The 12,411-nt window shown below is 60.7% G+C and carries 12 protein-coding genes and 1 tRNA gene; 4 read left to right on the top strand and 9 right to left on the bottom strand.

Annotated features, from left to right (window positions below; genetic code table 11):
- Nucleotides 1–36 precede the first annotated feature (36 nt).
- The 7 genes from EKK30_RS07780 to rpiA form a co-directional block, all read right to left on the bottom strand.
- Nucleotides 37–1,755 (bottom strand): NAD+ synthase, encoded by a 1,719-nt coding sequence (locus EKK30_RS07780; RefSeq protein ID WP_290982814.1) that lies wholly within the window; start codon nt 1,753–1,755, stop codon nt 37–39.
- 54 nt (nt 1,756–1,809) lie between these two features.
- Nucleotides 1,810–1,971 carry a hypothetical protein gene (locus tag EKK30_RS07785; protein WP_290982816.1) on the bottom strand — a complete coding sequence of 54 codons (162 nt, stop codon included), beginning with the start codon at nt 1,969–1,971 and terminating at the stop codon, nt 1,810–1,812.
- A gap of 76 nt (nt 1,972–2,047) precedes the next feature.
- Nucleotides 2,048–3,451 carry a class II 3-deoxy-7-phosphoheptulonate synthase gene (locus EKK30_RS07790; RefSeq protein ID WP_290982819.1) on the bottom strand — a complete coding sequence of 468 codons (1,404 nt, stop codon included), beginning with the start codon at nt 3,449–3,451 and terminating at the stop codon, nt 2,048–2,050.
- 135 nt (nt 3,452–3,586) lie between these two features.
- Entirely contained in the window at nt 3,587–4,342 is a 756-nt protein-coding gene (locus tag EKK30_RS07795; RefSeq protein ID WP_290982822.1) for a glucose 1-dehydrogenase, read from the bottom strand.
- Nucleotides 4,343–4,393: 51 nt separating this feature from the next.
- Complete coding sequence (gene gor / locus EKK30_RS07800) at nt 4,394–5,776, bottom strand: glutathione-disulfide reductase (RefSeq protein WP_290982825.1); 1,383 nt, start codon at nt 5,774–5,776, stop codon at nt 4,394–4,396.
- 13 nt (nt 5,777–5,789) lie between these two features.
- Nucleotides 5,790–6,284, bottom strand: a complete 495-nt coding sequence (locus tag EKK30_RS07805) for a DUF2059 domain-containing protein (protein WP_290982828.1) — start codon at nt 6,282–6,284, stop codon at nt 5,790–5,792.
- Nucleotides 6,284–7,006, bottom strand: a complete 723-nt coding sequence (rpiA, locus tag EKK30_RS07810; protein WP_290982831.1) for a ribose-5-phosphate isomerase RpiA — start codon at nt 7,004–7,006, stop codon at nt 6,284–6,286. The genes EKK30_RS07805 and rpiA overlap by 1 nt, the downstream gene beginning before the upstream one ends.
- Before the next feature lie 178 nt (nt 7,007–7,184).
- Here rpiA and EKK30_RS07815 point away from each other — a divergent pair, with 178 nt between their 5' ends.
- Nucleotides 7,185–7,868: an HAD family hydrolase gene (locus EKK30_RS07815; protein ID WP_290982834.1), complete on the top strand. Its 684-nt coding sequence runs from the start codon at nt 7,185–7,187 to the stop codon at nt 7,866–7,868.
- A gap of 4 nt (nt 7,869–7,872) precedes the next feature.
- Here EKK30_RS07815 and EKK30_RS07820 read toward each other — a convergent pair whose 3' ends face one another.
- Both EKK30_RS07820 and EKK30_RS07825 read right to left on the bottom strand, forming a co-directional pair.
- Nucleotides 7,873–8,250, bottom strand: a complete 378-nt coding sequence (locus tag EKK30_RS07820) for a DsrE family protein (RefSeq protein ID WP_290982837.1) — start codon at nt 8,248–8,250, stop codon at nt 7,873–7,875.
- Between the two features lie 81 nt (nt 8,251–8,331).
- Complete coding sequence (locus EKK30_RS07825; protein ID WP_290982840.1) at nt 8,332–10,647, bottom strand: MMPL family transporter; 2,316 nt, start codon at nt 10,645–10,647, stop codon at nt 8,332–8,334.
- Nucleotides 10,648–10,936: 289 nt separating this feature from the next.
- Here EKK30_RS07825 and EKK30_RS07830 point away from each other — a divergent pair, with 289 nt between their 5' ends.
- The 3 genes from EKK30_RS07830 (at nt 10,937) to EKK30_RS07840 (ending at nt 12,386) form a co-directional block, all read left to right on the top strand.
- Entirely contained in the window at nt 10,937–11,470 is a 534-nt protein-coding gene (locus EKK30_RS07830) for a hypothetical protein (protein WP_290982843.1), read from the top strand.
- Nucleotides 11,471–11,553: 83 nt separating this feature from the next.
- Nucleotides 11,554–11,628: transfer RNA gene (locus EKK30_RS07835), tRNA-Val, on the top strand.
- Between the two features lie 209 nt (nt 11,629–11,837).
- Nucleotides 11,838–12,386, top strand: coding sequence for a YSC84-related protein (locus tag EKK30_RS07840; protein WP_290982847.1), 549 nt, complete (start codon nt 11,838–11,840; stop codon nt 12,384–12,386).
- Nucleotides 12,387–12,411 lie beyond the last annotated feature (25 nt).

The raw sequence follows: 12,411 nt of genomic DNA on the forward strand, positions 1-12,411 counted from the left end.
GGGTTAGTGACGTGAGCGGATTGTCGGGGACAATCATCACTCGCTCGGCGCGGCGGACTTTTGGATTGGGACGGCCGGAGCGGTGGACGGCTCGACCGTTTCGCGAAACTTATTCGTGATCGGATAACGCCGGTCGCGACCGAAGTTGCGCGAAGAGATCTTCACGCCCGGGGCAGCCTGGCGGCGCTTATACTCAGCAAGGTAGAGCAGCCGCTCGACCTTCTTCACCGTCTCGAGTGCATGTCCCCGCGCCACGACATCGGCAACGGGCATTTCCTTTTCGACGAGACAGTTGAGGATGTCGTCCAACTCGTCATAGGGCGGAAGCGAATCCTGATCGGTCTGGTTGGCCCGAAGCTCGGCGGTGGGCGCCTTCGTCAGAATGCGTTCCGGAATGACGATGCCGGCCGGCCCAAGAGCACCCTCGGGCCGGTGCGCGTTGCGCCAACGCGCAAGCGCATAAACCTCAGTCTTGTAGAGATCCTTGATGGGATTGAAGCCGCCGTTCATGTCGCCATAAAGCGTGGCGTAGCCGACCGACATCTCGCTCTTGTTGCCGGTCGTCACGACCATGCCGCCGAATTTGTTCGACACTGCCATAAGGATCGTGCCGCGAACGCGGCTTTGCATGTTCTCTTCGGTGATGTCGGCGTTGGTTCCGGTGAAGAGATCCTTGAGGCTCCAGGTCAGGCCGGCGACCGTCGGCTCGATCGAGACCTTGTCATAGCGAATGCCCAGCGCCTTGGCGCAGGCCGCAGCGTCATTGAGGCTGTCGTCGGACGTGTATTTCGAAGGCAGCATCACGGCGTGCACGCGATCGGGTCCCAGTGCGTCGACGGCGATAGCGGCGACGAGCGCGGAATCGATACCTCCCGACAGTCCGAGGACGACGCCGGGAAATCCATTCTTTCTCACGTAGTCGCCAAGGCCGAGGACGCAGGCGCTATACGCCGATGCGCAGCCCTCGCTCAGCGCCGCGATTTCTCCCTTCTGGCAACGCCAGCCCGTCTCGGTCTTTGTCCATTCGGTGAGAGCGATGGCTTCGCGCCACGCGGGAAGCTGCACCGCCAGGCTGCGGTCCGCATTCAAGACGAACGAGGCGCCATCGAACACCAATTCATCCTGGCCGCCGACCTGATTGAGATAGGCGAGCGGTAGACCGCTTTCGGTCACGCGCGCGACGACGACGTTCATGCGGCTTTCGGGCTTGGGCCAATCGAACGGCGAGCCGTTGGGTGAGATCAGAATCTCCGCCCCCGTCTCCGCCAGCGTCTCGACGACTTCGACGCCCCAGATGTCCTCGCAGATCGGAACGCCGATACGAACACCTCGAACGTTCAGCGGACCGGGAAGCGGCCCGGAAGCGAACACGCGCTTTTCGTCGAAGACGCCGTAGTTCGGCAGATCAACCTTCAGCGTCACTGCTTGAATGCGGCCGCCGTCGAGCAGAGCGACGGCGTTATAGAGCTTGAATTCCTCGACCCAGACGGTGCCGATGAGAATGGCCGGCCCTTCGGCGCATCGCACAGCGAGTTCTTCGAGCTTGGCGCGGGTGTCTTTCTGGAAGGCTGGCTTGAGCACCAGGTCTTCGGGGGGATAGCCGTTGAGGAACAGTTCGGGAAAGACGACGACGTCGGCGCCAAGGTCCTTCGCCCGCGCGTGAGCGGAGACGGCGCGTTCGGCGTTGCCATTCAGATCTCCGACGATGGGATTGATCTGAGCAAGGGCGATCTTGAGCGAGCGAGGTGATGTCATGCCCGCTATTTAGGGCGCGCCGGGATAGAGGTCCAGAACGGCGAAAGCACGCGCTTAATCCTCGTCGTCATCGCACGGCACCGGGAATTCCACGTCCGGGTCCCAGCAGACATCTCCGGAGTGGACACGCGCCAGCGACTGCGGCCGATCCTGGTGCGCCATCGCGACCGGCGCTGCCGACAGGAGGGTCAGGATCAAAAGAAAGCGCCGTCCCATACGAAGCACCACAGAAAAACGGCGGCTCGAAGCCCGAGCCGCCGTTCAGCATACATCAGAAAACGGAACGCTGGAATTATGCGATCAGCGTCTTCGGCTCGGGGTGGGCTTCGGCATCCCGTTCCTTCTTCAGCTGCTCGGCGACCAGGAAAGCGAGTTCCAGCGCCTGGTCGGCGTTGAGACGGGGATCGCAATGCGTGTGGTAGCGATCGGAAAGATCCTGCTCGGAAATCGCCGTTGCACCGCCCGTGCATTCCGTCACGTTCTGGCCGGTCATCTCAACATGGATGCCGCCCGCGTGCGTGCCTTCAGCCCGGTGGACTTCGAAGAACGAGAGGCTCTCTTTCAGAATGCGGTCGAACGGCCGGGTCTTGTAGCCGTTGACGGCCGAGATCGTGTTGCCGTGCATCGGATCGCACGACCACACAACGGAACGGCCAGCCTTCTTCACCGCCCGAATGAGCTTCGGCAGATGCGTTTCAACCTTGTCGTAGCCGAAGCGGCAGATGAGCGTCAGACGTCCCGCCTCGTTCGCCGGATTGAGCAGATCGATCAGGCGCAGCAGCCCGTCGGCATCCAGCGATGGTCCGCACTTCAGGCCGATAGGGTTCTTGATGCCGCGGCAATACTCGATGTGCGCGTGATCCGGCTGGCGCGTTCTGTCGCCGACCCAGATCATATGGCCGCTCGTGGCGTACCAATCGCCGCTCGTCGAATCCTTGCGCGTCAAAGCCTGCTCGTAGCCTAGAAGCAGGGCCTCGTGGCTGGTATAGAAGCTTGTTGTCCGCAGCTGGGGCGTATTGTCGGACGTGATCCCGCAGGCGCGCATGAACTGCAGCGTCTCGGCGATGTGGTCTGCAAGCTCCTGATAGCGGTGCCCCTGAGGGCTGTCCTTGACGAAGCCCATGTTCCACTGATGCACGCGTTCAAGATCAGCATAGCCGCCGGTCGCGAAGGCACGGATCAGGTTCAGCGTCGCGGCCGACTGACGGTAGGCCTCAAGCTGGCGTAGCGGATCGGGAATTCGCGCTTCTGACGTGAACTCAGGCCCGTTGATGATGTCGCCGCGATAGCTCGGGAGCTCTTTGCCGTCCTTCTTCTCGGTCGGCGAAGAGCGCGGCTTGGCGAACTGACCAGCGATACGGCCGACCTTCGTCACCGGCTCGCCGCCGGCGTACGTGAGGACAACCGCCATCTGCAGGAAGACGCGGAAGAAGTCGCGGATGTTGTCGGCGCGGTGCTCGACGAAGCTCTCGGCGCAGTCGCCACCCTGCAACAGGAAGCCGCTGCCGCCCGCAATCGCCGCGAGTTGCTTCTTGAGTTCACGCGCCTCACCGGCAAATACGAGCGGCGGGAAAGTGGCCAAACGCGTTTCGACATCCTGAAGCGCCTTGGCGTCAGGGTATTCCGGCACCTGCATGATCGGCTTGCCGCGCCAGCTCTCTGGCGACCATTTTTCGGCTTGGGCGTTCGACGCCATCGTAAACTCCTGAAAAGCAGTGAAGGGCCCCGCCCGGAAGCGGTGCCTTCCCTACTCTGTGGCATATCATCTCGGGGCGCTTATAGGAGATATCCCGGCCCCACGCCAGCCCACCCGGGCTAGCTGGCTCTGCGGTTACAGCCCGGCTCCCATGCCGCCGTCGACGGCCAGTTCCGAGCCCGTGCAATATAGGCTGTCGTCGGAGGCGAAAAAGACCGCCGCCCCCGCGAGATCCTCAGGGCGGCCGAGCCGTCCCATAGGCGTTTTGTCGATCAGGGCCTGCTTGACTGGCGGCAGCTTGAGCAACCGGTCGGTAATCCCCGTTTCGACGTATCCCGGCGCGATTGAATTCACACGAACATTGAACTGCGCGTACTCGACGGCCAAGCCTTTGGTCAACGCGGTGATAGCGCCTTTGGTGGCGGTATAGGCCGCGAGCGGGCGAAGACCCCGATGGGCCATGATCGAAGATATGTTGATGATGGTCGGCGCTTTGGATTTTCGAAGCAGCGGAAGCGCGTCGCGCGAGATCCTCAGGATGGCGTCGAGGTTCACTTCGCGCAGCTTGGTCCACTCTGCATCGGAAAGCTGACGTACTTCGCCGCGAACGAGGATTCCGGCATTGTTGACGACGATATCGATGTATCCATGCGCGTTCTCGATGTTGCGAAGAAGTGCTGTGACGTCCTGGCCTTTCGAGACATCGACGCTCATAGCAGTGGCGGCGCCGCCCGCCGCCTTGATGTTGCGAACGGTTTCCTCAGCTGTTTCGCCGTTGATGTCGGTAACCCAGACGTGTGCGCCTTCTACGGCGAAGCGTTGCGCGATCGCGGCGCCGATGCCGCCGCCCGCGCCCGTGACAACTGCGATTTTTCCGCTGAGCCGCGCCATCTCATCCCTCACGTTTTGGAGGGGAACCCATAATGCTCGGACCTTCTACGATCAACCCGCCGCTTCTGTGGGCGCGACCCATTTCTCGCGCAAAGTGACAAGTTCTTCTGCGGCCGATGGATGCAAGGCCATAGTCCGGTCGAAATCAGATTTTGTGGCGCCCATGCGCACGGCGATGGCGGCCATCTGGACGATCTCGGCGGCGTCTGGTCCAAGCACGTGAACACCGACCACCCTGTCGGATTTTGCCTCAACAACGATCTTCATCAGCATACGCTCGTCGCGTCCCGCCAGGATCGCTTTCATTGGGCGGAAGGTGGCCCGGTAGATGTCGATGCTGCCGTATTGCATCCGAGCTTCCTGCTCAGAGAAGCCGACTGTTCCGATCTCCGGCGTGGTGAACACAGCTGTCGGAATTGTCGCGTAATCGACCTGTGAAGGCTTATTGCCGAACTGACTGTCGGCAAACGCGTGGCCTTCGCGAATTGCCACCGGCGTGAGATTGACGCGATTGGTTACGTCGCCCACCGCAAAGATCGACGGGACCGAGGTTTGCGAATGATTGTCGACGACGATCGCGCCTTCGGCGTCCGTCAAGACACCCAGCGTTTCCAAACCAAGTCCGCGAGAATTCGGCGACCGCCCGATGGCAAACAGGATTTCGTCGGCATCTAGCTTTTCACCGCTTGTGATCGTGCCGGTGAGACCAAGCGGTGTCTTCTCGATTTTCGTGAAGACCTGCTCGTTGATGATGCGGATGCCGCGCGCTTGCATCGAGGAGACGAGCGCGTCGCGCAGATCCTCATCGAAACCGCGGAGGACCTTTGCCCCGCGATAGATCAGCGTGACCTCGGACCCCAGGCCCTGGAAGATCGATGCGAATTCGGTGGCGATATAACCCCCTCCGGCGATCACGATCCGACGCGGAAACGTGGGAAGATGGAAAACGTCATTGGAAGTGATGACGTGTTCGACGCCCGGGAGCTTGCGGTCGACGTTTGGATGGCCGCCCGTCGCAATAAGGATGATTTTCGCCGAGACGGTTTTGCCTGATGCCGAGAGGCGCACCTCGTTGGGAGAAAGGCAGATTGCGCGCTCCGGAAAAACCGAGACATTGAAGCGGTCGAGCGTCGCCTTGTACGCAGTCTCGAGTCGCGAGATCTCCTTGTCTTTCGCGGCAATCAGTGCCGGCCAGTCGAACTTTGGTTCCGGCACCGACCAGCCGAAGCCCTTCGCATCCTCGAACTCGTCCGGGAAGCGGCTGGCGTAGACGAGAAGCTTTTTGGGTACGCAGCCGCGGATGACGCAGGTGCCGCCGATGCGAAATTCCTCCGCGATCGCGACGCGGGCGCCATAGCTCGACGCAATACGGGCGGCCCTGACGCCGCCCGAACCTGCACCGATGACGAAAAGATCGTAGTCGAATTCAGCCATTGCCGTGAGGCGCCTATTTCTGATCGGGCGAAGGCGTTTGGCCGGCCTTCATTTCATCGGCGATCTTGGTGCTGTACTTCATGCCGATCTCGGCGCCCTTCTTCATGAGCTCGGGCGTTTGCGCGATGAACTTCGCGCCGGGGCCGGAACGATAGAAGTCAGCAACAGCTTTCATCTCCTCCGCCGTGAAGGTTTCCGCATACAGGTTGGCGAAGTCGGTGATCATCTGATCTTTGTAGGCCAGCAACTTCTTCATGCTCGAGTCGAACTGATCGGAAAGCTTCTTGCCTGCTTCGGAATTGTCGGCATTTGCACCTTTGGCAAAGCCGCGTGACATCGCTTCGACCATACCGTCCATCTGCTTCGTTACGCCCGTTACTTCCAACAGATCGCGGGCTGCCGCCACGCGGGCGGGATCGGGCGTCGCAGCCGGCGCGTCATCGGCAAGCGCCGCGCCGGAAAGGCACATCAGGAACAGAGCGAGGGTCTGCAGCAGCTGGCGCATCATCAAACGTCCTCATCAAAATCGATGTCGATTTCCGAAAGCACTTCCACACCTTTTGGCCCGACGATGATGCCGACGTCGGCGACACCGAGGAAAAGGCCGGTCTCCACAAGTCCGGGAACCAGCTTCAAAGCGTCGTCCAAGGCTTCCGGATCGTCAATCGAGCCGAACGCGCAATCGAGTATAAGGTTGCCATTGTCGGTTACGAAGGGCTTGCCGTCCGTACCAATCCGCAGCTTGATGTCGCCTTCGCAGCCGCTATCCTCGGCGAGCTTGGCTATCAACCGTTCACTTGCCCGAATGCCAAACGGTACGACTTCGAGGGGCAGCGGGAATTTTCCGAGGACGTCAACGCGCTTGCTGTTATCGGCGATAATAACGACGCGATCGGAAGCAACCGCCACGATTTTCTCGCGAAGCAGCGCGCCGCCGCCGCCCTTGATCAGACGCAGCTCCTCGTCGATCTCATCGGCGCCGTCGACCGTCAAATCGAGTTCGGGCGTATCGTCCAAAGTCGTCAGCGGAATGCCGAGCGCTGCCGCCTGGCTGCGCGTCGCTTCCGAGGTCGGGACGCAAACGACTTTAAGCCCGCTTCTTACCTTGCCGCCCAGCAGCTCGACGAACTTTGCCGCCGTGGAGCCCGTACCGAGGCCGAGCTTCATGCCGTCCTCGACATACTCCAACGCCTGCTCTGCGGCCTGCCGTTTCCAATCGTCAGTGCTCATCTCTGCCCCCAAAGATCAAAAACGGCTTTCACGCGCCGTGCGCCGCCCTGTCTAGGCTGGCGCTGCGGCGCTTTCAAGCCGCAACGACCGCCGCAGCCAACATCTAGCAGGCATTCGTGACGCCGTGACAGGTCCGGGCGGCGCAGATACGGTGCCGAGCAAATCGCGAGGAGAATTCATGAAGGATTGGACGATCGTCTTCGATCTCGACGGCACGCTCGTCGATACAGCCCCTGATCTTGCCGAGGCCACGAACCACGTTCTCTCGACCCTTGGGCTCGAGCGCGTCAATGAACTGGAAATTCGACCTTTCGTCGGGCATGGCGCCCTCGCCATGATCGACGGCGCGGTGAAGGCGCACGGCCGCAAGTTATCGGAACGGGAACTGCACGATCTCTTCGAAGTCTTCATCGTCTACTATTCCGCGCACCTCGCCGATTATAGCGCTCCCTATCCCCATATCATCGACACGCTCGATGCCCTGAAAGCCGAGGGGGCGACCCTTGCGGTATGCACGAACAAGATGGAAGCGCAGGCTCGCGCCGTGATCGAAGCGATGAAGCTTGATAAATATTTTTCGGCGCTCACCGGACGCGACAGCCTTGGCGTCTATAAGCCGGATCCCGGACATTTGACGGGCACCATCGCTCGCGCGGGCGGACGGCCTGCGAGGAGCATCATGGTTGGCGATAGCGAGACCGATATCAAAACGGCTCGTGCTGCGGCGATCCCAGTGGTCGCCGTCAGTTTCGGATATAGCGTCGATCCTGTTCTTTCGTTCGGACCAGACGTCGTGATCGACGATTATCGCGATTTGCGCTCTGCCATTGGCAAGCTTCAGGCAGCAGCGCTCAGCTCTTAGCCGATCAATAGGTAAGGACGCGGCAATCGTCGCTCATGACCTCTTCGATGAAATGTGCGGCGCCGATCACGCCGCTGCATTCCGTGATGAGATCGTTCTTGCACATCGCGCAAGTGTCGAGCCCCGTCGAAAAGCAATGAAAGCGCGCGCCGGCGGCGTGGGCCTCCTTGATGAAGTCGTAGAGCGAGCGGGCTTCCGCGGCCTTGACGTGAATGCCGGCGGCAAATCCGTTCTTAAGGATCAGAGCCGAGCCGCCTGTGCACACCACTTCGACCTGATGGCCCATCGACGCCGCGACAGATGCTTGGAAGAGCGGCGCGCCAATGGCTTCGTCGCTGTTGGGGTCGGCGTTCGCAAGGACGATGATGAGTTTGCGTGCCACGGCCAACTCCTACGCGGAAGTAATGCCCGACAGTAGGATGTGCAGGGTGCGGCTCGCAACCCCTAACGCCGTATCACCAGCTCAAACGTCGTGTCCGCTGATATAGCGACGGTAAACCAGGATCGTCGCCGGAAGAAAGACGAGATCGGCGACAAGGGATGCCATCAGCGTTACACCGCAGACTAGGCCGAAGAGCCGAAGCGACGGCAGGTCCGAGAAGATTGTGACGCCCAATCCGAAGGCCAATACGATCGTGGTCAGGATGATCGCGGGCCCCACCAGAACGCGAGCGCGTCGGATCGCAAGCTCCGGCGCAACACCGGGCTGCTCCTCCATCCGCAGCCGGTTGAGGAAGTGGATTAGTGCATCGACGCCCAATCCGAACACCACGATCAAGGCCACGACGGATGAGAACTCAAGGCCGCCGCCCAGGAAGTACAGCATCGCGCCGGAAGTGACGACGGGAAACAGTCCCGGCAACAGACTGATGAAGCCAACGAAGCCGGAACGAAACGCCAGCGCCAACAGGACTGCAGCAACAAGGACACAGAGCGGAATGCTCTCGTCGAGCTGTGAAATCATTCGATAGCTGTTGCGCGCAGCGATCGCGGGAAGACCCGTCACCGAGATCTCGTACTCCGGATTGGCTTTACGGATAGGATCGAGCGCTTCGTCCACTTTCTGCACGAGGGGAAGGATCTGACTGGCGTCGACGTCAGGCAGGCGCCCGGTCACGAGAACCGCTTTTTCGTCCTTCGCGATGAAGCGTCGAACGAGATGCTCCGGAAGAAGGCCGACATACTTCTTGATCGTTTCGACGTTGTCTTGGTTGCTCTCGCGCAGCCAACGGCGAAGGCTCTCGACCGACCAAACATTGCCAAGGCCTGCGGCTTTCTCCAGCGTCTGGTGCGTTTCTTCGATCACCTTCAACGTTGCCGGATCATAGAGGCTGGCGTTGTTCTTCCACTGGATCATGACATGAAACGGATTGGCGCCGGTCAGCTTCGAGTCGATGCGGCCTGTGGCAGCGATAGCCTGTTCGCGGTCTGGGACTTGATCGGCAAGACGGTATCTCGGCTCAAGCTCGAGATGCAGATATGCGAAACATGCGAACAACACGAAGCCCAGGATCGTGTAGGCCAGCGAGCGTTTGACGACGCGATCGACGACCGTTCCGACGAATATTCCTAGGGCATCCATGAGCCCGTCCGCCGGCGTGTGATCGCGCGCGAGCGTCTTTTCATTGCGGACGAACAACAGGGCGAGGATCGGCAACACCACGATCACGGCGACGAACGAGATGCACACGGCCATGGCGCCAGCTTCGCCGAACGTCCGGATGAGGCCCGACTCCGAGAACAGCAAGGCTAGAAACGACAGAAGGGTCGCTCCGTGGGCGAGCACGCAGGCGGGGCCGACGACAAGGATGGCGAAGCGAATGGCCTGGAGCTTCGTGTCCCCCTCGCGCAGACGTATGCGGAATGCGGACACCATCTGCATGCTGTCGGCGAAGCCCATCACCATGATGAGCGGCGTCATGACGTTGAGAAAAAGGTTGAGCTTGAAATCCAGCCAACCGAGAAGACCCAGCGACCACGCAACCGCGATTACCGGCGGGAGGGCCGCAACCAGCATCAGCGACACGCGCCGGAAAAACAGCGCCGCAATTCCCGCGCCAAACAGCAGGCCCAGGCCGTTATAGACGATCTGGTCGCGCTCGACAGAGTTGCGAATTTCAAGCTGCATCACAGGCGCGCCGGCCAGCTTCGCCGACAGACCGGCCGGATTGAGGTCCTGCTTGGCGGTCTCTTCGATCTCGCCGATGACAGTCTTCGCCGATTTCTGGGCGACCACCTCGCGATTGAGCGACAGCACGATCATCGCGAGCTGACCATCGTTCGACAGGAACTTGCCCTTGACGATGTCGTTGGTCTTCAACGACTCGAGAACCTTGTCGAATTCGGCTTGGTCTTGCGGCAGCTCGTCAGGGACGATGGGCGGCGCGTATCCGGTCGGGTCAGGTTTCCCACGCGCGGAGAGCATCGAGACGATGCCGTTCACGCCGTCGACGAGTTGCAGGTCGGCAGCAGCCGTTGAGAACGCGCTGAGACCCTCGCGACTGAGCAGTGCCTTGCCTTCAACCACGACAAGGACGTCGTACTCGCTCGAAGGAAACCGCCTGTCGATTTCCTCGTAGGTTTTGAATTCCGGTGTGTTGGTCCGAAAGAGTTCGGAGAGGCTGTCATCGACCTTCAGGCGGGAAATGCCCGCCGCAGCCGCGAACGTCACCAGCAGAACAATGATCGCTGAGAAAGCAGGGGCCTTGATGCCCAGCAGGCCAATTTTATTCAGCCCCAAAGAGATGAGGTTTGGGCGTGCCGGCTCCGATGGATCCAAGATGTCCTCCCCAACGACTTCGATATCAGAAGTCGCTCCCGCGCCCCCCGGCATCGTTCGTTCTTTGCCGCAGACATGGCATCTCGCCGCCCCCCTCGCAAGGACCAGTTGGCCTCACGCCGGTGGGCAAATGAGTTTCGGTGGAAAGTGCAGCCAGCTTTCGGCAACCTTCGCGCGTGGGGGCGGGTCGCATCCGCGAATCACCGGCAATACTTTGGGTTTCGCTTGCGTCGGGTTCCACGCCATGGGACAGCCTTCGCCAAAGACGAGCGGCCTTGGAGTTATTTGAATGTTCGGCAACGTTTTGCTTCGAGGTCTTGTCGTGGGCGCGCTTCTTTCGCTCGCATTGTCTCTTGCTGGGGCCGCTTCCGCCTCTGCCAAGACGTTCGTCGTAGGTCCGGTTTCGCTCGAAGCTCCCGACGATTTCAAACCGGTCGCGGGTAACGTGCCCGCGATTCGTCAGGACTCGTCGGGAATCACGATCGAGGCGTCGGAGCTGCCTCTTCAAGCCCTGCACGAATGGAAGGGACCGCCGTTCCTCCAATTTCTGAAAAGCCTTGGCTATTCCAACCCGGCCTATTCCGACGGCTCGCTAAAAAGAGCCGGCGACTACACATACGTCCTGGCGGACGCCAAGGGTGCGAAGGGTCCCGAATCGCGCTTCCTGCTCGTGATCGGGGGCGATGGCCGCGCGGCTATTCTGACGGCCTACGCGCCGAAGAGCGAAATCGCCAACGGGCACGCGAGCCGAGCCAGCATTGAGAGTGTCCTGGCGACGGCGACCGTCTTGCCCGCGAACGGGGCACCTGCGGCCAAGCCCTAGGTTTAATCCGAGTGGGCCAGTCCCCGTCCCTTTGCAGCTTGACAGCTTCGACCGCCGCCTCGCATAAGGGCCGTTCGCGAAACGGGCGGTTAGCTCAGCGGTAGAGCACACGCTTCACACGCGTGGGGTCATAGGTTCAATCCCTATACCGCCCACCATCGCAATCCCCACTTCCGTCGATTTTTCAATGCCCCGTGCCTCGCCTCGGGCAATCGCAATTCTGCTCAAGCGGCGCCTTGGCTTCTGCGGCAAACATCGTTAATCGCCCAATTAGCGTCACGCGCCGATATTTTCACGCCGGAATGCTGAATTCGGCCATGAACACGGGGCAAGCGTCGCTGGGGGAATTCGCGAGGGAGAGACAATCATGCCCGTTAAAAGTCTATGCGCGGCCTTTTTAGCGCTGCTGGCGATCACCGTCATGGCTCCGCAGAGCCACGCTGCGTCGGCGCGCGAGATCGATGCCGGTGTGCGGGAGACGCTTGATCGGTTCTTTTACAAAGTCGGCGGCGCACGCGAACTGGCCAATAAATCCGTTGGCATGCTGGTATTCCCCTCGATCGTGAAGGCCGGCTTCGGCATCGGCGGCGAATATGGCGAAGGCGCTTTGCTCATCCACGGGCGCAACGCCGGGTACTACAATACCGTCTCCGGCTCGTTTGGATTTCAGCTTGGCGTGCAGGAACGATCCGTCATCATCGCCTTCATGACGCCGGAGGCTCTCCGCCAATTCAGAAACACCGCCGGCTGGAAGATCGGCGCGGATGCGTCGGTGGCCATCATAACCATCGGTGCAGGCGGCGCTATCGATACCAACAAGATCACAAGCCCGGTCGTCGGTTTCATCCTCGATCCCAAGGGCCTTATGTATAATCTGACCTTAGAGGGCTCGAAAATTTCGCGCATCTCCAGATAGCGGCAATCGCCGGCTTATCGCGCGC

The sequence above is a fragment of the Hyphomicrobium sp. genome (genome assembly GCF_003987855.1).
Taxonomy (GTDB): Bacteria; Pseudomonadota; Alphaproteobacteria; order Rhizobiales; family Hyphomicrobiaceae; genus Hyphomicrobium_B.